The sequence below is a fragment of the Zunongwangia pacifica genome, assembly GCF_023499215.1.
Classification (GTDB): Bacteria; Bacteroidota; Bacteroidia; order Flavobacteriales; family Flavobacteriaceae; genus Zunongwangia; species Zunongwangia pacifica.
Genome location: NZ_JAKHSK010000021.1, coordinates 1 through 22,841, shown reverse-complemented (window position 1 = coordinate 22,841; position 22,841 = coordinate 1). Strand labels below are relative to the sequence as shown.

18 protein-coding genes and 1 tRNA gene are annotated in these 22,841 nt (G+C 36.9%); 9 read left to right on the top strand and 10 right to left on the bottom strand.

Features of this window, described 5'->3' with window-relative positions:
- Positions 1-2: 2 nt before the first annotated feature.
- Complete coding sequence (locus L1967_RS14230; protein ID WP_249602171.1) at positions 3-1,019, bottom strand: zinc-binding alcohol dehydrogenase family protein; 1,017 nt, start codon at positions 1,017-1,019, stop codon at positions 3-5.
- Between the two features lie 16 nt (positions 1,020-1,035).
- On the bottom strand, positions 1,036-2,676 hold the full coding sequence (locus L1967_RS14225; RefSeq protein ID WP_249602170.1) for an alpha-L-fucosidase: 1,641 nt from the start codon (positions 2,674-2,676) through the stop codon (positions 1,036-1,038).
- Between the two features lie 524 nt (positions 2,677-3,200).
- Here L1967_RS14225 and L1967_RS14220 point away from each other — a divergent pair.
- From L1967_RS14220 to L1967_RS14200, 5 genes are all read left to right on the top strand, one after another.
- Positions 3,201-4,067, top strand: a complete 867-nt coding sequence (locus L1967_RS14220) for a helix-turn-helix domain-containing protein (protein WP_249602169.1) — start codon at positions 3,201-3,203, stop codon at positions 4,065-4,067.
- A gap of 14 nt (positions 4,068-4,081) precedes the next feature.
- Entirely contained in the window at positions 4,082-4,951 is an 870-nt protein-coding gene (locus L1967_RS14215) for an AraC family transcriptional regulator (RefSeq protein ID WP_249602168.1), read from the top strand.
- 103 nt (positions 4,952-5,054) lie between these two features.
- A complete protein-coding gene (locus L1967_RS14210; RefSeq protein ID WP_249602167.1) occupies positions 5,055-6,374 on the top strand; it encodes an L-fuconate dehydratase in 1,320 nt (439 codons plus the stop codon).
- A gap of 4 nt (positions 6,375-6,378) precedes the next feature.
- Positions 6,379-7,155 carry an SDR family NAD(P)-dependent oxidoreductase gene (locus L1967_RS14205; protein ID WP_249602166.1) on the top strand — a complete coding sequence of 259 codons (777 nt, stop codon included), beginning with the start codon at positions 6,379-6,381 and terminating at the stop codon, positions 7,153-7,155.
- An 18-nt stretch (positions 7,156-7,173) separates the two neighbouring features.
- Positions 7,174-8,031: a fumarylacetoacetate hydrolase family protein gene (locus tag L1967_RS14200; RefSeq protein ID WP_249602165.1), complete on the top strand. Its 858-nt coding sequence runs from the start codon at positions 7,174-7,176 to the stop codon at positions 8,029-8,031.
- A 235-nt stretch (positions 8,032-8,266) separates the two neighbouring features.
- On the opposite strand, the gene L1967_RS14195 is transcribed toward L1967_RS14200, so the two are convergent.
- From L1967_RS14195 to dnaE, 7 genes are all read right to left on the bottom strand, one after another.
- On the bottom strand, positions 8,267-8,932 hold the full coding sequence (locus tag L1967_RS14195) for a hypothetical protein (protein ID WP_249602164.1): 666 nt from the start codon (positions 8,930-8,932) through the stop codon (positions 8,267-8,269).
- A 159-nt stretch (positions 8,933-9,091) separates the two neighbouring features.
- Positions 9,092-9,841 carry a hypothetical protein gene (locus L1967_RS14190; RefSeq protein WP_249602163.1) on the bottom strand — a complete coding sequence of 250 codons (750 nt, stop codon included), beginning with the start codon at positions 9,839-9,841 and terminating at the stop codon, positions 9,092-9,094.
- Positions 9,842-9,998: 157 nt separating this feature from the next.
- Complete coding sequence (locus L1967_RS14185) at positions 9,999-10,463, bottom strand: hypothetical protein (protein WP_249602162.1); 465 nt, start codon at positions 10,461-10,463, stop codon at positions 9,999-10,001.
- Between the two features lie 313 nt (positions 10,464-10,776).
- Positions 10,777-10,850: transfer RNA gene (locus L1967_RS14180), tRNA-Asp, on the bottom strand.
- An 86-nt stretch (positions 10,851-10,936) separates the two neighbouring features.
- Positions 10,937-11,866 carry a DUF58 domain-containing protein gene (locus L1967_RS14175; RefSeq protein ID WP_249602161.1) on the bottom strand — a complete coding sequence of 310 codons (930 nt, stop codon included), beginning with the start codon at positions 11,864-11,866 and terminating at the stop codon, positions 10,937-10,939.
- Between the two features lie 711 nt (positions 11,867-12,577).
- Complete coding sequence (gene trxA / locus L1967_RS14170; protein ID WP_013073791.1) at positions 12,578-12,895, bottom strand: thioredoxin; 318 nt, start codon at positions 12,893-12,895, stop codon at positions 12,578-12,580.
- Between the two features lie 216 nt (positions 12,896-13,111).
- Positions 13,112-17,500 (bottom strand): DNA polymerase III subunit alpha, encoded by a 4,389-nt coding sequence (gene dnaE, locus L1967_RS14165; RefSeq protein ID WP_249602160.1) that lies wholly within the window; start codon positions 17,498-17,500, stop codon positions 13,112-13,114.
- A gap of 227 nt (positions 17,501-17,727) precedes the next feature.
- Here dnaE and L1967_RS14160 point away from each other — a divergent pair, with 227 nt between their 5' ends.
- A complete protein-coding gene (locus L1967_RS14160) occupies positions 17,728-19,602 on the top strand; it encodes a sensor histidine kinase (RefSeq protein ID WP_249602159.1) in 1,875 nt (624 codons plus the stop codon).
- Positions 19,592-20,350 carry a LytR/AlgR family response regulator transcription factor gene (locus L1967_RS14155; RefSeq protein WP_249602158.1) on the top strand — a complete coding sequence of 253 codons (759 nt, stop codon included), beginning with the start codon at positions 19,592-19,594 and terminating at the stop codon, positions 20,348-20,350. The genes L1967_RS14160 and L1967_RS14155 overlap by 11 nt, the downstream gene beginning before the upstream one ends.
- 129 nt (positions 20,351-20,479) lie before the next feature.
- Here L1967_RS14155 and L1967_RS14150 read toward each other — a convergent pair whose 3' ends face one another.
- On the bottom strand, positions 20,480-20,929 hold the full coding sequence (locus L1967_RS14150) for a ferritin-like domain-containing protein (protein WP_249602157.1): 450 nt from the start codon (positions 20,927-20,929) through the stop codon (positions 20,480-20,482).
- Between the two features lie 274 nt (positions 20,930-21,203).
- On the opposite strand from L1967_RS14150, the gene L1967_RS14145 reads away from it, so the two are divergent.
- Both L1967_RS14145 and rimM read left to right on the top strand, forming a co-directional pair.
- Entirely contained in the window at positions 21,204-21,734 is a 531-nt protein-coding gene (locus L1967_RS14145) for a 30S ribosomal protein S16 (RefSeq protein ID WP_249602156.1), read from the top strand.
- A gap of 14 nt (positions 21,735-21,748) precedes the next feature.
- Positions 21,749-22,276 carry a ribosome maturation factor RimM gene (rimM, locus tag L1967_RS14140; protein ID WP_249602155.1) on the top strand — a complete coding sequence of 176 codons (528 nt, stop codon included), beginning with the start codon at positions 21,749-21,751 and terminating at the stop codon, positions 22,274-22,276.
- The last annotated feature ends 565 nt before the right edge of the window (positions 22,277-22,841 follow it).

The window sequence follows — 22,841 nt, the reverse complement described above, 5'->3', positions numbered from 1 at the left end:
GATTAGTCATTAATCTCAACCAGAGCTTTGATCACATTATTTTCTGGTGCCATTAAAGCCTCAAAGTCTGCTGGCAATTCTTTAAAATCAATGCGGTGTGTGATGTATTTTTTCGGACTTATTTTTCCGCTTTTAATGCTTTCGATCACATATTCAAAATCGTCCCGAGTTGCATTCCGACTGCTCATAAGGGTTGATTCCCGCTTATGAAATTCAGGATGACTAAATGAAAGCTCCCCTTTTTGTAAGCCTACCAACACATAGCGACCGCCATGTGCGAGGTATTGAAAAGCGTTATTCATTACATTTCGGTTACCCGTAGCATCGATAACCACCGTAGGCATATCACCATTGGTCATTTCTACCAGACTTTCCATAACATCGTTATTTAATGGATTTAAGGTTTTCCATACACCAAGTTCGGTCTTACAAAAATCAAGACGATGCTCATTCACATCAATTACGATAATTTGTGCCCCTACTTGTTGTGCAAACTGAATCAAGCCAATACCTATAGGTCCTGCTCCCATCACCAAAACAGCCTCTCCTTCACGCACTCCGGCTCGGCGTATGCCGTGAGCAGCAATGGCCAAAGGTTCTACAAGTGCAAGTTCATCAAAATCTAGACCTTCACCATGTAGTAAATAGGCATCTGGCACCACCACATATTCGGCCATACCACCATCAATATGTACACCAAAAACCTTTATAGAGGTACAACAATTAGTTAAACCGTTGCGACAGGCTACACAGCTTCCGCAATTGAAATAGGGAATAAAACTCACAACATCTCCTTCTTTGAATCCTTTTGCTTCTCCAGACACATATTCTGCAGCCAGCTCGTGACCTAAAACACGAGGATAATTAAAATAAGGCTGCGTGCCTCCAAAAGCGTGAATATCGGTTCCACAAATACCTATTTTACGTATACGCAACAGCGATTCTCCAGCTTTAGGCTGCGGAATATCCTGCGTTTTTAATAAAAAGGTACCGGGTTCCTGACAAACGATATAGTTCATACTATTTTTTCTAAATTTAAGTTATTTCTAAAGCATTTGCATACGATATTTTTGTTTTTTCCTGCGGAAAATACACTTCCAATCCTTGAGGGGTTTGCCTGAACTTTAGTTTTGTCCCTGTACTTACCAGTTTTACTTTTTTAATTTTGGATCTATAGTATGGAGAACCTAACTTAAGGCTCTTAATAAGCACTTTTCCGGTTTCAGGCCAGCTCATTGCTGTAGCGTAAAGCTTATCTCCTTTAGTGACGAATCTAAAATCGGCAGAAGTATAAGGCTTACCCTTACCTTCATTAAATCCTTGAGCGGTTAAAGCGGCTGCACTTTCCTGCTGAGGTCCTTCCCCAAAAATTTTCCAGGGTCTAGTGCCGTATATACTTTCTCCATTTAAGCGCATCCACTCTCCTATTTCTTCTACAATCGCGCGCTCTAGTTCGTCAATGCTTCCATCACCTCTCACCGGGATATTAAGCATTAAATTGCCATTTTTACTCACCACATCAATAAGGCTGTGTATTACGGTTTTTGCAGACTTATAACGCTTATCTCTATACACTCCGCGATCATAGTGCCAGCTGCCTATACACGTATCTGTTTGCCAGGGCAAAGGCTCAATTTCGTTACTTTGGCCTTTTTCAATATCCCATACCAATGCTTTGCGTTGTTCTTCATCAAGAATTTTACCGGTGATTACAGCTTGCAACCTATCATTACGCTCCAGGCTCTTGTTATACATATAGGCTGCAATTTCAAGCCCAACATTACTTACAGGCCATAGGGGTAAAGCGGTATCATCAAAATAGAGTAAATCGGGATTAAATTTATCAATCAACTCAATTGTTCGATTGTAAAATTTCTGGCAGTATTCTTTAGAAGGAGGTGTCACACCATTACCCCAATTCCACTGACTATGAATTTTACCATTATCATAGCTGTCTTCGCTAAGCGGATGGTTTTGAGCATACAATTCCTGCGGATCTAAACCTTCCCACCAAGTACCTTTACCATCTTTTGCTTTAAGATTACCATCATAAGGAACACCGGCTAATGCCCCATTTTTATCTGCTCGTTGCGATGGTTCATACCAACTCCAGGCGTGTGCAGCATGCACACTTATTGCAAAAGGGAGATTTGCTTTACGGGCGGCGCGCTCCCACCCCATTATAATATCCTTTTTGGGTCCCATTTTAACCGAATTCCATTTCGGTTGGTAGGTGCTGTCCCATAAATCGAGATTATCATGGTGATTAGCCATGGCCATAAAATATTTAGCTCCGGCATTTTTATAGAGGTTTACCAGTTCTTCAGGATCCCACTTATCTGCTTTCCATACATTGATCACATCCTTAAAACCAAATTTAGAAGGATGTCCATACTTTTTAACATGGTAATTATATTGCCATGAATCTTCCCGATACATCCCTCGGGCATACCAGTCGCCAGACTCGGGCTCACATTGTGGTCCCCAATGCGCCCACATTCCAAACTTGGCATCCCTAAACCAATCTGGAACCTGATATTTAGAAAGGGAATCCCAAGTGGGCAAAAAAGGACCCTGATTAGCAGCATTGAAAAAATATGTGCGTGCCTTTAATTGACTTAAATATAAACCTGCAACACCTAGAGTTCCTATTTTTAATGCATTTCTGCGTTTCATATTGTTTTTCTATAATGGAGAGCACTTTAAACATCAAAATTCCAATATAATAAGTCCTGGATTAGCGGCTTTGCACCTTATTCCTGAGAACACCTCAAAAATAAGGTCACCCCCAATTTAATGGCTAATTTCTCCCACTTATGTGTAACTATAATAACTTATTGGATTTACTGTGTATGTCCTATCACGTACATCATATTTTTCGTCAGTTTATTCTAGAATACTATATTATATATTTACGCTCTTTCACAAAAAATCTCAGAATTAATATCGAGATAACTATTTAAATGAGTTATTTCCCATCACATACTTCTCCAGTTTTTGTATATATTTATTAATATTTTTTTATTTAAATAAAAAATTAAAGTAATCTAAATCGATTTCGTTATAAAATTGATTTTAACCAACATTCCAAATATATTCCTATGAAGCAAATCGATTATTATATAAAAACGACTTATTTTTATTCAATTAAGATTTATTTAACTAAATATGATTTTTAAAACATAGATCCTGATCAAAAAATGCTTGCCAATTCTTTCTCTCTTTTAAATGTAGATCATGTTCAGCTTAATAATCGTTGGAATTATAAAAATGTGATTAGTCCATATTACAGATTGTATTACATTGATGGTGGGGAAGGAAAAATTTCAAGCCCTACTAAAAAATTAATTTTAAGACCGGGATATTTGTACCTAATTCCAAGTTTCACACTATGCAATCTTGAGTGCGATGATTTTATGAGTCAGTATTTTTTACAATTTTTCGAGGAATCCCCAGATGGAATCTCTTTGTTTAAAGACAATAGAAGCATTATGGAAATTAAAGCGACCGATACTGATATCTCTATTTTCAACAGACTTCTGAAAATTAATCCCGGAAGGGGAATTAATAGATCTGATGATCCCGAAGTTTATGAAAAAGAAGCTTACTATAAAGAACACAAAGCGTTAAATAAGGATATAAAAACTTCAGTGCAATTTGAGAATCAAGGCATCATTCTAATATTACTATCAAGATTTATAGAATCCATACGTTTTAAATCATTAAAAATAGCTAAAATCCCTTCTGTCGTTTTAGAGGCCATAAATTATATACAGCTCAATCTTGGCAACTCCATTACAATAAATGACCTTGCTAAAAATGCCAATCAAAACCGGGATTATTTTTCGAGGCAGTTTTTAGAGCATACCGGTCAAAGGCCCCTTAGTTTTATTCATGAAAAACGAATTGAAAGAGCTCAATATCTTATTGTAACGACGAATAAAACGCTTCTTGATATTGCTATCGAAACCGGCTTTAACAATTTACCTCATTTCACTAAAATTTTCAAGAAAAAAGTAAATAAGACGCCTGGTGCTTATAGAAAACAAAGTCTTCAGATCACCTAAAAAGTAACTCCTAAATGAAATTATTTAAAATAGATCGTAAAAGTTACCAAGACAGTTCGTTTAGCATAAATAAAGTCGAAGATGCTACGCATTTTTTAAAAATATGGCACTTTCACCCAGAATTAGAGTTGGTTTTAATTTTAGAAAGTACAGGTACCCGTTTTATAGGGGATTCGGTTTCAAAATTTTCTGCGGGTGAAATAATCCTTTTGGGGGCAGATCTTCCGCATATGTGGCTAAATGATCAGGAATATTTTAAAGAGGATAGTTCTTTAAAAGCCAACGCAATTGCAATTCACTTTACAAAAGACTTTTTAGGACAGGAATTTTTTAACAAACCTGAATTTCAAAAAATCAACCAACTCCTTAAACAGGCAGAACTTGGCCTAAAGTTTCAAAATATATCTCAGGAACTTATAAATCGCATTAAAGGTTTAGACCGTTTTTCTTCCTTCGAAAGAACTCTTAAGTTTTTGGAAATCTTAAATGAATTATCAGATAATAGCTTTTCTCAAATTTCAAGCAATGCCTACTTAAAAAACACTCAACATTCTAAAAATCAAGAACTAAACAAAGTATACGAATATATTTTCAAGAATTTTAAAAACCAAATAAACCTGGAAGATGTTGCTGCGTTAATCCCTATGAATCTTTCTGCATTCAGTCGGTTTTTCAGTAAAGTTCATAAGAAAAGTTTTACCCGTTATCTCAACGAAATACGTATAGGATATGCCTGTAAAATGTTAATGGAAAAATACTACCCTATAAATATCATCTGTTTTGAAAGTGGGTTCAACAGTCTTTCTAATTTTAATAAACAGTTTAAAATCATTACCGGGAAAACTCCCTCTGAATATGCAAATTATCACTCTTCTAAATCATAATCATGCTTAATTGCAAAAAAAGTACGAGTCTCTGTAAAAAAAAGCGCAGTTGGGATTCTATTGGATCGCTAAATTTGAGACAACTATCATTTAATACATTCTAATGAACACTGATTTGCTTATTACCGGCTATGAGGTTGTAGACGTAAGATTCCCAACCAGTCAGTTTCTGGACGGCTCAGACGCTATGAATCCCGACCCTGACTATTCTGCCGCGTATGTTATTTTAAAAACTTCCAAAGATGATCTAGAAGGTCATGGACTCACATTTACAATCGGGCGTGGCAACGAGCTTTGCGTTGCGGCTATCGACTCTATAATGCCACTTATCCTCAATAAATCGCTAGCTTCTTTTACCGAAAATATGGGGGCATTTTGGAAGATGATTACTGGCGATAGTCAACTACGCTGGTTAGGCCCAGAAAAAGGAGTAATTCATCTGGCAACGGGAGCTGTGGTTAACGCAGTTTGGGATTTATTTGCTAAAGCAGAAGGTAAACCATTGTGGAAACTGCTAGCCGATATGAGTCCTGAAGAATTGGTCTCTTGCGTAGATTTTACCTATATCACCGATGCAATAACTCCAGACGAAGCAACAACAATGCTAAAAAAGCTGGAAGCCACCAAGCAAGGACGCATAGACCATCTGCTTCAAAATGGCTATCCTGCATACACCACTTCTGCCGGTTGGTTGGGCTACAGCGATGAGAAAATGCGCAAATTGTGCCGGGAAGCAAAAACCGAAGGCTTTAAGCACATGAAGATCAAAGTAGGTAAAGACCTCAAAGATGATATGCGCCGTGCACAAATTATTCGTGAAGAAATAGGCGACGACCTTAAATTGATGATGGATGCCAACCAGAAATGGGATGTAACCGAAGCCATCGAAAATATGGCTGAACTCAAAAAATTTAATCCCTGGTGGATTGAAGAACCTACCAGCCCCGATGATGTTTTAGGTCATGCAGCCATTGCAAAAGCCGTTGCTCCCATTAAAGTGGCCACAGGAGAACATTGCCAGAACCGAGTGATCTTTAAACAATTAATGCAGGCAGGCGCTATCGAGATTTGCCAGATAGATAGCTGTAGACTGGCTGGTGTAAATGAAGTACTGGCGGTACTGCTTATGGCTGCCAAATTTAAGATTCCTGTCTGTCCACATGCCGGTGGCGTAGGACTATGCGAATATGTACAGCATTTGTCTATGATTGATTTTATTGCCATAAGTGGCTCACTTGAAAATCGAATCATTGAATATGTAGATCACCTGCACGAACATTTCTTTGATCCGGTTGTGATTAAAAATGGGGCCTATATGCCACCAAAAATGCCTGGCTATAGTATTACAATGAAACCTAAATCCTTAAATGAATATCAATTTCCTGAAGGTAAAATCTGGCAGGAAATTGCTCAAAACCATTAAGATTATGACACCATTTCAATTATCCGGAAAAACAGCTTTAGTCACTGGAGGTGCCAGTGGAATTGGCCGCGCCATTGCTGAAGTTTTTGCCAAAAACGGTGCTCGCGTGTACATTTTGGATTTTAACGAAACACAAGCCAAAGAAGTTGTTGAAGCATTTAAAGTTGAAAATTTAGAACTTCAATATAAAATATGCGACGTTTCTAAATCAGAAGAAGTTCAGCAAATTATTAATGAGATTGCCGAAAATCATGAGATCAATATTTTGGTAAACAACGCCGGTGTAGCACACGTGGGAAATATAAAAAACACCACTGAAGCAGATCTGGACCGAATCTACTCCATCAATATAAAAGGCGTTTACAACTGCGCTAAAGCGGTTATCAAACACATGAAAGGTAAAAACGGCGTGATTATTAATATGGCATCCATTGCCTCATCGGTAGGGATTTCAGATCGTTTTGCCTATTCCATGTCCAAAGGCGCTGTACTTACAATGACCTACTCGATTGCTAAAGATTATGTAAATGAAGGGATTCGCTGTAACAGCATTTCTCCTGCACGGGTGCATACGCCGTTTGTAGACGGCTTTATCGCCAAAAATTATCCCGACAATCAGGACGAGATGTTTGAAAAATTGTCAAAAACCCAGCCTTTGGGACGTATGGGTAAGCCAATTGAAATTGCCCACCTCGCTCTATATCTGGCCTCGAACGAAGCTTCTTTCATTACCGGGACTGATTTCCCCATTGACGGTGGATTTATAAAACTAAATGGATAACTTTTTAAATAGAAGATCATGAAATTAATACGTTTCGGCGAAGCCGGAAAAGAAAAACCGGGAGTACAGTTAGATTCCGGCAAACGCATAGATATATCAACTTTTGGGGAAGATTATACTGAAGCTTTCTTCGAAACAGACGGTCTTGACCGACTTAAAGCCTGGTTAGAAAAAGAAGAGGGCAACTGTCCTGAAATTTCTTCGGAAATACGCCTGGGGGCGCCTCTTGTAAGACCTTCTAAAATAGTTTGCATAGGCCTTAACTACGTTTCGCATGCCAAAGAAACCGGGATGGAAGTACCTAAAGAACCTATTCTCTTTTTCAAAGCAACCTCTGCGATAGTTGGACCAAACGATGATGTGATCATTCCAAAAGGCAGTGAAAAAACCGACTGGGAAGTAGAACTCGCTGTGGTCATCGGCAAAAAAGCCTCTTATGTGAGTGAAGAAGAAGCTCTGGATTATGTAGCCGGTTACACCTTGCATAATGATTATAGCGAGCGTGCCTTTCAAATCGAGCGTGCGGGACAATGGGTTAAAGGAAAAAGCTGCGACACTTTTGCTCCGTTAGGCCCCTTTATTGCTACCAAAGATGAAATTAAAGACCCCAATAACCTTAACCTCTGGCTAAAACTGAATGGAGAGGAATTGCAAAACAGCAATACTTCAGACTTTGTATTTAATGTGCAGCAGGTGGTAAGTTACATTAGCCAGTTTATGAGCTTATTACCCGGTGATATTATTTCAACCGGTACACCATTTGGAGTGGGGATGGGCTTTAAGCCTGCACGCTATTTAAAACCTGGTGATGAGGTCGAATTAGGTATTGAAGGTCTTGGAACTTCCAAACAAACTGCAAGAGCCTATAATGGTTAATTTTTAGTACATGGTGTAAACTATGAACCCAAGATATAAATAATCCTCAGGTTGAAATTAAAAAAATACTTGAGGATTATTTATTTAAATACGAAAATAAAAGCGTTTAAGGCACAGTTTAAAGGAGTGAAAAATGTTGAATTCTTCTTATATAGATTAACTACCATTTTTGCGTAAACACAACTTTTGGGATTGATTCATTGAAATTTTTGCGGTTATAAATTGTTGTGCAACTTTATTTTTTTAGAACCCATTGTGTTTTTAAAAAGCCTTTTCGTAGTTCCAATACAATAGAATCATTCACATTAATTTTGTCGAACTCTTTTTTAGAAATCCTCATTAAATCATTTTTCGTGATTGGTCCCCAAGGCTCAAAGTCAATTCTGTAAGCTGTCCTTTTTCCTTTCTCAATTTCTTTATTTATAATTTTGGTTTTATAAAATTCAGGTGCAGAATTGTCTAATAATGCATTAGTCCACATTGCTGTCCCGCAACCAAAAGTAAATATGAACATAACACTCCAAATTATCCCATTAAATATTTTATTCCCTACCAAATATTCTTTTGTTCCGTAAAATAATATAATTATTAATGGAACACTAAAAATTAGCGCATAGATTAAAATATTTTTGAATCCAATTATTTTAATATCAATTAATGCTGTTAAAATTAGTGCAAATGATGGAAATAAAATTGCAGAATCAATTTTAGGAATCGGTGTATTCCCCCATTTTCTGGAATCAATTCCAACTTTCCCCTGGTGTTTAAAAGCAAACAAAATACCAACGATTGGAATCAGAATATTTATTAGTACAGCATAAAATTTGGGATAAAATAATAACCAAATTGCTGATAAACCACCAATCCAATTTTGTAAGGTTGTAATTTTCTTAATAGTCATTCCGTGCATAAGTGATTCAATGTCTCACAACTGTTTAAAGTATTGACAGTTATGGTAGTAGGCATACATATTTTTCGGTTTAATCTTTATTTACTTGGTTTCTAAAATTATACTTTTTTGACAACACCCGTTATTTGCGATGAACCTGGCACACGTTATTTAGTTAGATTTTGTTTTAATAACAATAACTCCATTTTTACCTTTTTCGCCATATTCTTCAATTGCACTTTCTTTTAAAACTGTAATTGATTCTACATTTTCAGGGGTTAGATTTTCTATATCCTCTTTCTTAACTTCTTTACCATCCAAAATGATAAGTGGATCTGCAGGATTTATTTTTGAACAGTATTCAGAACGGTTTAAAATAATATCAATTCCTTCAATCGGCTTGGTCAAATAGTAATTTTTATCTATCGGATATCTTGGCTCTTTTTCTTTATCAATTTGAACATAAAAATAGTAATGTTCATCAGTTAAACTCCAGAATTCTGAACATCCTCTGGAATTCCAAGTATCTAATTCAGGATATTTTTCAATTATATTTTTTGCTGATAAAGTGGAAACGTCAATATAAGTTCCGTCTGGCAATTTTCCTTTAAAATCTTTGGTTAGCCTGAGTTTGGCAATCGCATCTGAATAATTATCCTTTTGGAAGAGTATTCCTATGTATTCTTTACTTTTATATCCAATTCTGTTTTCGAATCTGGCATCTTGAACGAATCCATCAGAACATAAATCCATCTCAGTCACAGCTACCTTTTCTATGCTAGGATCCTGTTTTTTTAAATCTTGCAATGTGAATACGCATAAATTTATTTTAGCAAGATCAAGTGTGTCATTCTTTGAATTCTGTCCGAAAATATTAATTGTACTTATCAGACTGAATATGATTATTATTTGTTTTCTCATTCTTTAATAACTCGCGCCACCTAACTCGTTTATAATCATTTAGCATAGTGAGGTATGCGGATTTGTCGGCTTACTGGTTCGTTTCTTGGTTACTAAAATTACACTTTTTCTACAATTACCCGGAATTTGATATGAACCGCTGTTAGGCGCTGGCTATTTACATAAAATATTCTTCAAACTCTTTACCGGTCATTCTTAATATTATATTTTTTCCATCCTTTGAGAACAGTTCGTGAAATTTTTTTAGAGTTTTAGTTTCCTCGATATGCAGAAATTCTCTTCCTTTTGGAAATTTAATGACATTCTTTATTTCAAAATTCTTTGCTAAACAAATCATTTTGCCCTTTTTATTCCTTTTTTCAACCACTTTCAAGTCGATTTCCGGCTCAACCTTTTCAATTATATCGAAATATTCCGACATATTACTATTCATTATTCTGAAAATTTTTTTTGAAAAGTCTTTTCTAATATTAAAACCATATCCTATTATTTCGTCAACAACGAGCTGATCAGCTGCTAAAACATTTAAGTTTTCTTCATCTTCAAAACCAACTTCAAAATTTTTAAGAGATCTTAATTTAGTTCCTTTTCCACAGAATAATGGAGGAAAATATAGTGCCATAATTATCATTTTAGCTTGTGCCAAACGTATGTTAACATAACAAGTTGTGTTACACCCACTTTAGTTAAAGCACTAATCTACCCCATTTTTTAATGTTGTAAAAGTATTTGTAGCAACAGGCGTATAATTCTCAATAGTTCTTATGGATCTTTCTATATATTAACCACAATTTTTACGTAAACACAACAATTGGGATTGATCCGTAAAAACCCAGATTTTAGACTTGATCCTTGATCCCTACCTGCCCCAGAATTGAAAAAAAATTATCCCATAAAAAAAGCCTTTCATTTCTGAAAGGCTTTTTGCAATCTTGCGGTCTGGACGAGACTCGAACTCGCGACCCCCTGCGTGACAGGCAGGTATTCTAACCAACTGAACTACCAGACCGTTGCGTTATTGCGAGGGCAAATATACTGCACTTTTCCAATCACACAAACTTTTTTTCTCATTTTTTTTAATCTTTTTTTCCGTCACTAAGCAAGCTTTTGTCTTTCAATAAAATAGGTCTGCAAAATTTTAATAAAATTTTTATTGATATCTACCGGAACATAACTAATCCGGTACTTCGCACATTCCAACTCCAGATTTTTAAAGTAATTTTCTATCGCTTTTTTATAGTTTTCCTGAATATTTTCTGAATACAAATCGATTTCATCTCCGGTTTCTACATCAAAAAATCGTTTTGGCGTATTATCAAAACGGAAACCCAACTCCTTTTCACTATCTAAAACATGAAATAAAACCACTTCATGCTTATTATATTTTAAATGTCGAAGCGCTTCAAAAAGCTCAGCTTCCTCTTTATCACTCTGGAACATATCGGTAAATAAAAACACTAAAGACCGACGTTTTAATTTTTCTGCAATCTGATGCAAATAAGTATATGTCTGTGTTCCTTTTCTTGTTGCACCAGAGGTTAATGTATTTTCTAATGTATTTAGTAATAAATGGTGATGTCGTTCTCCTGCTTTTTCCGGCGCGTAAAATTCAAATGCATCACTATACACACTCAAACCCACAGCATCGCGCTGGCGCTTTAGCATATTCATGATACAGGCTGATGCAATAGCAGAAAAACCGATTTTATTTAATGTTGAGAGACTTTGTTGCTTAAGAATAGGATAATGCATGGAGGCCGAATTATCGATGATTAAATGACACCTTAAATTGGTTTCTTCCTCGTAGCGTTTAGTATATAATTTATCGGTTTTTGCAAAAAGCTTCCAATCGATATGTTTGGTACTCTCTCCCTGATTATAAATTTTATGTTCGGCAAATTCCGCAGAAAAACCGTGAAACGGACTCTTATGCATGCCCGAAATATAGCCTTCTACGATTTGACGCGCCAGAATTTCAAGATTTAAAAAACCTTCCGTTTGATGTACCTGTAGCTGTAATTTCAAAATATGGTGATTTGTTATTGGAATATACAAAATTAGTTTTAGCTATTAGCCGTCAGCCTTAAGCTATCAGCTCATAGTTTTAGCTTAAGGCTAAATTTTGCCATTCATTTTTGAGCTTGCCTCTCAGGCAGACAGACGTAAAGAAGTGAAGTAGAGAAATCACACTCTATAGCATTCCAGATTTGTCCTAAATGAAATAAAAAAGTCTATTTCAATATACGTTTTACAGTATACAGTCTTCAAAAAAGAATAATTCTAAACTATTAGCCCTCAGCTCAAAAAAGATTTCTCCATTTCGATACGCTACACCTGCCTGCCGGCGAGGCAGGGTCGAAATGACGACAATTCAGCATTCAACATTTTGTCCTGCTTCCTGGTTCTTGACTCTTGAATCCTGATTCTCTCCTTGCTTGTCTTGTTTCTTGAGTCTATTTTCTATTATCTAAAAAGTAGTGTTCTAAGCTCTAACTCCTAAGCACTTCTCAATACCATTTCTCCTCACGATTGTTATCGGGACTCGAAATCACTCGAAGTGACAATAAGTTTTCTATGAAGAGCATTAACACATTATTAAATTAACGCATCTTCAAATTCTATTTTCTATAGTCTAATATCTAACAGCGCAGCGATCTCAACTCTAACTACTTCACTTCAAAAAACAAAAAAGCCCGGCAAAAACCGGGCTCAATATTATTTAAAAATCGTAGTGATTTATAAAAGCTCATTTAAAGCATCAGCATAAGTGTTTTTAGGAGCAACACCAACCTGGCGTCCTACCACTTCCCCATTTTGGAAAATAAGTACAGTCGGGATATTTCTAACTCCGTATTTAGCAGCAAATTCCTGGTTGGCATCAACATCAAGCTTTCCTACCACTGCTTTTCCTTCATATTCACCGCTAAGCTCTTCGATTACCGGTCCTACCATTCTACAAGGCCCGCACCATGCTGCCCAAAAATCTACCATTACAGGTTTATCACTTTTTAAAACTGTTTCTTCAAAGTTTGCGTCTGTTATTTCAATAGCCATAATCGTTATTTTTCTAGTAATTTAAAATCAATACGTAAAAGTAGTCATTTATTTTCGGAAACCTTACATCCACAATATTGGATTTCGTTATACACTGATTGTCAATAATTATCTGGCGGGCGCTTTCCCTTCGATTGCATCTTTGGGAAAGACCGGGCTTTACGCGCTACACGGTAGCTTGCTGCAATCCCTGCCCGATTTTATTCCTAATCAACATTAATTTAATTTATAAACCACCTGTTGCGCTTCCAGACTCTCCAATAATTCCGGACAAATCTTTACTTTTTGGCGCTTACTGGGCATATGCAACTTTAATTGCTCTTTCATTTCATACACCACAAAATTCAGTTTATGATCTCCTCGATAACTTCTAAAAATATCTTTTAAAATATCGATTTTCTCCTCTTTAAGCTCATTGATATCTAACTGAATCGTAAGTTTCTTTGCATACGTATCCATAATATCATGCAGCAGCTGGAAACTATTAAACTGAATTCTTGGTTCTCCTTTTTTGCCGGTATCCTTATTGGTCCAGCCTTCTTTTATAAAAGCTCTTATATGCACAAATGAATTTGGCACCAAAAAATGTCGGTTTTTAAGATACTCCTCCCCAAACATTCTAAATTCGTAAGACTCGTTATAATCTTCAACTGTAAACATTGCCCAGCCTTTCCCCATTTTAGACGTTCTATGCTGCACATCACTAATAACCCCGCCAAAAGAGATCTCGCGATTCACTACTTTTTCAAGCGTTCTAAAATCAGATAAACTACCGTTGCAGAAATACTGAATCTCTTTCTTAAAGTCATCTAACGGATGCCCGGAAATATAAATCCCCACCACTTCTTTTTCGCGGCGTAATTTCTCCATCGTCCCCCATTCTTCACAAGGTGGCACACTAGGCTCCGGAATTTGGACTTCACTGGCTTCACCAAATAAACTTACCTGGGATGAATTCTCATTTTCCTGAAATTTAGCCGCAAATTTTACCACTTTCTCCAGAAAGCTCATCCCGTCTCCTTCATCATGAAAATATTGTGCTCGGTGAGTTTCTTTAAAACAATCAAAGCCTCCTGCAAGGGCAAGGTTTTCAAAAGCTTTTTTATTCGCTGCTCGTAAATCGATACGTTTTGCCATATCGAATATTGAACGGTATGCCCCGGCTTCCCCTTTTCGGTTTTCTACGATGGTAGCTACCGCACCTGCACCAACGCCTTTAATCGCTCCCATCCCAAATCTCACCGCGTTGTCTTTGTTTACCGAGAATTTATAATACGATTCGTTTACATCTGGGCCAAGTACATTAAGCTTCATTCGCTTACATTCTTCCATAAAGAAGGTCACCTGCTTAATGTCGTTCATGTTATTGGATAATACCGCCGCCATATATTCAGCAGGATAATGCGCTTTTAAATAGGCCGTTTGGTACGCAATCCATGCATAACAGGTAGAATGTGATTTATTAAATGCATAAGAAGCAAAAGCTTCCCAGTCTTTCCAAATCTTTTCTAAAACCTCGGTAGGATGTCCTTTGGCTTCCCCACCTCCAATAAATTTCGGTTTTAATTGCGCTAAAAGGGCTACTAATTTTTTCCCCATCGCTTTACGAAGCATATCGGCTTCACCTTTGGTAAAACCAGCCAGTTTTTGCGAGAGCAACATCACCTGCTCCTGGTACACCGTAATTCCGTAGGTTTCCTTAAGATACTCTTCCATGTCCGGAAGGTCATAGCTAATCTCTTCGTCACCGTGTTTTCTGGCAATAAAGCTTGGGATATATTCCATAGGCCCTGGACGATACAATGCGTTCATGGCAATTAAATCGTCAAAAACCGTTGGTTTTAGCGCCTGCATGTGTTTCTGCATCCCGGGAGATTCGTACTGAAATATCCCTACCGTTTCCCCACGCTGGAAGAGTTTATAGGTTTCTTCGTCATCTAATGGGAAATCATCCGGCACCAGATCAATGCCGTGTTTCCCTTTTACGATCTTAATAGTATCTTTAATCAGGGTTAATGTTTTTAACCCCAGGAAGTCCATTTTTAGTAGTCCCGCACTTTCCACAACCGAGTTATCAAACTGCGTGACGTATAAATCGGAATCCTTAGCTACCGAAACCGGAACATAATTGGTGATATCACTCGGCGTAATAATTACCCCACAGGCATGGATTCCGGTGTTTCGTACCGATCCTTCTAAAACTCTTGCCTGATTTACGGTTTGTGCTTCAAGGTCGTCTCCTTCAGAAATATTTAAAAGCTCATTTATACTTTCTACTTCCTCACTTCGGAATTTAGACTTCAAGGCCTTTTCATCCATTCCGAAGATCTTCCCTAACTTCGTATTTGGGATCAGCTTGGCAATTCTATCGGCATCACTCAATGGCAAATCCAACACCCTTGCCGTATCCCGAATCGAAGATTTTGCGGCCATGGTTCCGTAGGTGATAATCTGCGCTACCTGATTGGCTCCGTATTTTCCAATTACATAATCCATCACCCGGCTACGGCCTTCATCATCAAAATCGATATCAATATCGGGCATACTTACACGATCTGGATTTAAGAAACGCTCAAAAAGCAGATCGTACTTAATCGGGTCGATATTGGTAATTCCCAAACAATAGGCTACGGCACTACCGGCAGCGGAACCACGACCTGGCCCAACTGATACATCGAGATTCCGAGCTTCACGGATAAAATCCTCCACAATAAGGAAATAACCTGGATAACCGGTATTTTCGATTACCGAAAGCTCAAAGTCCAGCCGTTCTTTAATAGACGCAGTGATTTCGCCATAACGCTCTTCTGCTCCTTTAAAAGTGATATGTTTTAAATAGGCATTTTCACCTCGTTTACCGCCATCAATTTTATCTTCTTCAACCAAAAACTCATCAGGAATGGTAAATGCGGGAAGTAATACATCTCGAGCAAGCTCGAAAGGCTCAATCTTATCTACAATTTCTTTGATATTCGATATCGCTTCAGGTAGATCTTTAAAGAGATTTTTCATCTCTTCAGCCGTCTTAAAATAATATTCCTGGTTTGGTAAACCGTAACGATATCCACGACCACGACCAATTGGCGTTGCCTGCTTTTCACCATCTTTTACACATAGTAAAATATCGTGCGCATTGGCATCGTCTTTTCTCCAATAATAGGTGTTATTAGTCGCAATTAATTTTATATCATGTTTTTTGGAAAACTCAATCAACACCTGATTTACACGATTTTCGTCTTCCTGGTTATGTCGCATGATCTCGATATAAAGATCCTCACCAAACTCTTCTTTCCACCACAACAAAGCTTCTTCAGCCTGCTTTTCACCTACATTCAAAATCTTACTCGGCACCTCACCATAAAGGTTACCGGTAAGCACAATCACATCTTCTTTATATTGTTTTACAACTTCCTTGTCGATTCGAGGCACATAATAAAACCCATCGGTATAAGCCTTAGAAGACATTTTGGCCAGATTATGATAGCCTTTTTTGTTCTTGGCCAGCATCACGACCTGGTACCCGTTATCTTTTCTGGATTTATCGGTATGATTTTCACAAACAAAAAATTCACAACCTACAATCGCTTTTAATTCTTTAGCCTCGGCAGGTTCGCCATTTGCTTCGGCTTCTTCATTTTTAGCCTGAACGTTTTTATTATAAGCCCCAACTTCTTTTACAAAATGAAACGCTCCCATCATATTGGCATGATCGGTAAGTGCCACTGCCGGCATATTTTGCTCGCCAGCCGCATTTACAAGATCGGCAATACTAATGGTCGACTGTAATACAGAGAATTGAGAATGGTTATGAAGATGGGCAAAAGGAACCTCATCCAGCTTTTCTAGGTTTTCCTCAATTTCTTCTGTAGTAATCTCATCTGTTGGCTGTAATTTCTCCAGCCTTTTTCTTATTTCTTCGGAAGCTTTTTTAAGATTGATATGTTTTAAACCAATAGGCTGAAAAGGCTCTGGATTGGCTTCAACATAATCTTCAAAATAACCAGGAGCGGCATTTAGTTCTTCCGCAGAATAAGTTCTTTTTCTAACCAATTCCAGGAAACAACGGGTGGTTGCTTCAACATCGGCAGTTGCGTTGTGCGCTTCCCCAAAAGGCTCATCAAAAAGATATTCGTGTAATTCGGTTAGCGTTGGGAGCTTAAATTTACCTCCACGCCCACCGGGAATTCTACACATTTCGGCCGTTGTTTCTGTACAGGTATCCAACACCGGAAGTTCTAGCAACGGACTCTCCATCCCGACACGATGCAGCTCGGCTCCCATAATGTTGACATCGAAACCTAAATTTTGACCAACGATAAATTTGGTTTTCCCCAAGGCTTCGTTGAATTTCTCTAGCATTTCTTCTAACGAAATCCCTTCTTCCCTGGCCAGATCGGTCGAAATACCATGTACCCGCTCGGCATCATACGGAATATCAAAACCTTCTGGTTTAACCAGATAATCCTGATGTTCTACCAGATTTCCCATCTCGTCATGTAACTGCCATGCGATCTGTATACATCGTGGCCAGTTATCAGAATCGGTTAAAGGCGCATCCCAACGCTTTGGTAATCCGGTAGTTTCGGTATCAAAAATTAAATACATCGGCTCTTAGTTTTGTCCCCGTATTGAAGAAAAAGGGCAGTTCAGCAACATCTTATCTTGCAAAACTAAGCATAATTTAAGCTGGGAAAAAGTCTAATTTTCATCAGTTATTAACCATCGATTTGCAGTTCACGCTCCAGTCTTGCAGTTCGTCTGAAAAGCTTTTCATAACACGAAAGCTAAAAGTTTATTTGCGGTATAAACCTAACTTTCTAATATTTACACTAATGAAAAAATTACTACTACTGCTTCTAGGACTATTAAGCTGGATGCAATGCTTATCTCAAACAGATTTTAACCTTTCTCCTGAAGAGGAGAAGGAGGCCTGGAAATTGCTTATTCAAAAATTTTTCCCTGAGGGATTAAGTGATTTTAGGCACCCTGCAAAGTTTTATGACCCAATAGCCTATTATATAGTTAACCCGCAAGAACGTGACAGCCTTTTACTACAAAACATTATCGATCAGGTTAACCCATTGATCCCCCAGCAGGTTTTTTACGCAAAGAACAGGGAAGATGCCAACTTTATAATCGAATTAGCAGCCTTACCCGAAAATGATTCTATACCACATATCAATTTAAACAACTTTGTAATCGGTAATCAAAATGGATATTATAACAATGAAATAGTTTCGCTGTATTATAATTTAGAATTACCTGAAAATCGCCGTTTAGAAATTATCAGGAACACTGCATTAGTGGGATTAATTTATCGCCGTTCTGGATATCAGCATTTAATTAATTTGCAACAGAAAAGCTTATTCCTAAAAAAAAGCTTACAGCTGTTTGAAGAAACTGTAAACTTTCAATTAAATTCTCTAGATAGGTTTATCCTGAAAAAATTATACGCCAAGGATCTTGACGATCAGGTACAGAACTTTATAATAAAGGAATATGGGTATTGGACCTGGTTAAATTTTGTATTTAATGAAGATCTACTACAAATCTTAAAAATAATTGCATTTCTTTTTCTTGTAATTGGTATAGTGTTATTGCTTCACCGTTTTATCAAGAGTATAAGAAGTAAGTATCAAATTATAAACTATATTTTGCAAGGTATTATCCTTTCGTCCATAATTGTAGCTTTAATTTCTTTATATAGTTATTTAAGAATTGAGCCGCATAATCAAATTATTCATACAGGATCAATAGAAAAAATAGATTGGGCATTTTTTTGGATCCAAATGGGTGGCATTAGTATTCTTTCCGGATTTTTTTCTTTATTTCTTTTTATTTTAGACTATTACATTCTTTCCAAATTCGGCAATATTTTTTACCGTGCACTAATCCGAATTTTAAATTTCGCAGCCATTATTTTGATCCTTACTGCCATTTTAATCGTAACTAAAAATTCGGTTTTTTTATCATTAGCACTCCAAATCGGTCTTTATACTGCATTATTTTTTATTTGTATTTTAAGAAGTATATTTCTTTATTTCATAGAAAAAAACGAAAACTTGATTTTAGAAAAAGATCTTCAATTAAGTAATTTAGCAGCTTTAAAGGCTGAGGCCGAAGTGGCATCGCTACACGCTCGTATCAATCCGCATTTTCTTTACAATGCATTAAATTCCATTGCTGGGTTGGCCCATATTGACGCTGATAAAACCGAGAAAATGGCGCTGTCGTTATCCGATCTTTTTCGGCATAACTTAAATAGAAAAAACGAAGCCTTCTCCACCATAAAAGAAGAAATAGACGCGACAATCGCCTATATGGACATCGAGCAAATACGCTTTGGGGATCAGCTTCTGTTTAATATCGAAATAGATGAATCGCTATATCATTATTTTATTCCGCGAAATATCATTCAGCCTTTATTAGAAAATGCCATAAAACATGGAATTTCGAAACTAAATGTTTCAGGAAAAATTATGCTTAAAATTTCACAAAATGAGGATCTCATTGAAATTGCAGTTTTTGATAATGGCCCCGATTTTAAGGATGGAAGTATTTCTGGCTATGGTTTACAAAGTGTATTCGATATTTTAAAATTTACTTATAGCGAAAAGGCCTCACTAAACTGGGAAAATACACCCGAAAAAAGAGTTTGGATCACTATTGATAAAACCGCCCTAAAAAAAGAACAATATGAGCTTTAGAACTTTAATTATTGAAGACGAGGAACCGGCAAGACTAAGGCTCACTAAGCTTTTGCAAAACCATACCGATAAAGTTGAGATTATTGGCTCTGCGAAGAATGGAGAAAATGGACTGAAAAAAATTAATGACTTAAAACCTGATCTTATCTTTTTGGACATCCAGATGCCGGGAATGAACGGTTTCGAAATGCTTTCGAAATTACAACGAATCCCCCTGATCATCTTTTGTACCGCTTACGATGAATATGCGTTGCAAGCTTTTGAAACCAATAGCATTGATTATTTGCTGAAACCAATTAAAGAAGAACGACTGGCAAAAGCGATATCGAAATTAGACAAATTCACCCCTCATTTTAGTAGATCTGAAATTTTAGATTTCCTGGATGCCATCGATAAAAAAGAGGCGAAACCAAAAGTTACCAGCCTTAGCATAAAAACTGGAAAGAAGATTATTTTCCTCAAACTTAACGACATCCTATTTTTTAAGGCAAAGGATAAATATGTTAGTGTTTTCCTGAAAAACGGGGAAGAACAGCTTTGCGAACAAAGTTTACAGCAACTTGTGGAAAACCTGCCAGAAAATTTCCGCAGAATACACAGGGCCATACTAATAAACTCAGATTATATTAAAGAAATACATAGCTATTTTAATAGTCGGTTTGCGTTTATTCTGGAAGATAAAAACCGAACAAAACTTATTAGTGGCAGATCATACCAAAAAGAAATTAAAGACTGGATAAATGCATAAAAAAAACCTCACGGTAATAGGAATACTTCCTTTCCCGTGAGGCTTGTGATACGAACATTAAAACTACTACTTCAATCAAACATCTATCCGCATCTTAATCTATTTTTCTTTTTCCAGGCAATTTTCTAATTAGTCGTATTGAAGCTCTAAAGATTTCACTTCATTTAAAGAATCAACAATCGCATTTTTTTGCTTTAATAAAACATTTTGAGTTGAAGGGGGAATACTGGTATCCTTAATGATTTTCTCGTATTCTTCAACTGCAATTTCTTCTCCTCTCACCGCTTCTTCTAAAACAACTTCTTCTTTATTTCCTGATAGCGCGGTTTTTAAATTCATCCATGTACGGTGAGCATCAGCCTCAAGACTGCTCCCTTTTTCGGGAGTTTCGCCAAAATTTCGAATTTCAGCTTTTAATTGATGTCCAAAATCATAGCGTTCTTTGGCCCGCTCAGAAAAAAACGCCTTCAATTTTTCATTCTTCACATGCTCTGCAGCAGATTTATATCCTTTTTCAGCATCATAGTTTTTTTCCAACAACTCATTCAGCTTCTTTGCAACCTCTTCTGAATATTTCATAACATTTTCTTTTTCGTTCATAACCATGATAAAATTACAATGCATTTTTGGCCACAACAACCTATTTAACAGGGTTTAGCAGTAATTAACTGCTTTTAACTTATAGGTTAAAATTTATCGATTTTTATTATCATTTTTTTAGTAAGCAGAAGATGAATCATCCATTTTATAGGCTTCACAATATTTTTTAGGCAACCTCTTGTAAATTAGAAAAATGTAGTATCTTTGCAGCCTTATTAATAATAGGGGTCGGGAACCCCATAAATTAATTTTTATGCCTGTAAAAATCAGATTACAAAGACACGGTAAAAAAGGAAAACCTTTTTATTGGATCGTAGCCGCAGATGCGCGTGCAAAGAGAGATGGTAAATTCTTAGACAAATTAGGAATCTACAATCCAAACACTAATCCTGCTACTATCGACCTAGATGTAGACGGTGCAGTAAAATGGTTACAGAATGGTGCACAGCCAACAGATACTGCTCGTGCTATTCTTTCTTACAAAGGTGCTTTATTAAAGAAACACCTTGCCGTTGGAGTTAAAAAAGGCGCTTTAACCGAAGAAGAAGCTGAGAAGAAATTCCAGGCTTGGCTAGAGGAAAAAGAAGGCAAGATTAACGACAAAAAAGAAAACCTTTCTAAAGCAGAACAAGAAGCTAGAGATAAAGCTTTAGCTGCCGAGAAAGAAGTAAATGCTAAGCGTGAAGCTGCTGCTAAAGAAGCCGCTGAGGCTGCTGCTGCAGAAGAAGCTACTGAAGAGTCAGAAGCTCCTGAAGGCGAAGCTACAGAAGAAAAAGAAGCTTAATAAATTACCTAACGATGACTAAAGAAGAATGTTTCTACTTAGGTAAAATCGTTAGTAAATTTAGCTTTAAAGGGGAAGTACTTATCAAATTAGATACAGACGAACCTGAATTGTACACAGAGATGGAATCGGTTTTTGTTGAATATAACAACAATCTGGTTCCATTTTTCTTTGAAAAAACTTCCCTGCACAAAAGCACTTTGCTACGTGCTAAAATCGAAGATATCGATACTGAAGATGATGCCGAAGACATGATTGGATGTGAACTTTATCTTCCACTTACCTTATTACCTGAACTGGACGACGACCAGTTTTATTACCACGAAATTATTGGCTTTAAAGTGATCGACACTAAACATGGCGATATCGGTGAAATCACCTCGATAAACGATAGCACTGCCCAGGCGTTGTTCGAAATCAAAAAAGATGATAAAGAAATTCTTATTCCCATGAATGATGAATTTATCGAAAACATCGACAAGCCCAATAAAACTATCCATCTTACCACTCCTGAAGGTCTTATTGAATTGTATTTAGGCTAGTTAGAAGTTAGACCGCTACGCTGCTAGATGTTAGAACATAGATTAGAGAAAAGAGATTTAAGATTTAAGAGTCAAGAATCAGGAGTCAGGAGTCAGGAGTCAAGAAACATAAGGAGTATTGAATTTTGAAATTGGATAAATTGTCATCTCTATCCTGCACGCCGGCAGGAAGTCGAAGTGAAGAGATCTTTTATTAATTGTTTTTGAAAATTGAGATTTCTCCGTTACGCTACGCTCCAGTCGAAATGACGCTTGTTTTTTTATTTTAAACCATGATTTTATCATCCCATGCTTGTGAATGGTAGATTTCAATAGAAGAAGGGAAAGCAATAAAACCGGGCTTTGTCATCCTATGTTTGTTGCATGTAGATTTAAGAGAAATAATGATTAGATTTCAATAGAAGAAGGGAAAGCAAAAAAACCGTGCTTTGTCATTGGTCTTACAAGGCTGTTCGAGATGCTGGTTACTTTCCCTATCTGCTTGAAACTTGGACAGTTCATTAGGCCCTGGAGCCTGTAAGAAGGATTGATAAGTTCAAAGCAGTTTCTCCTATCTACTTGTTTG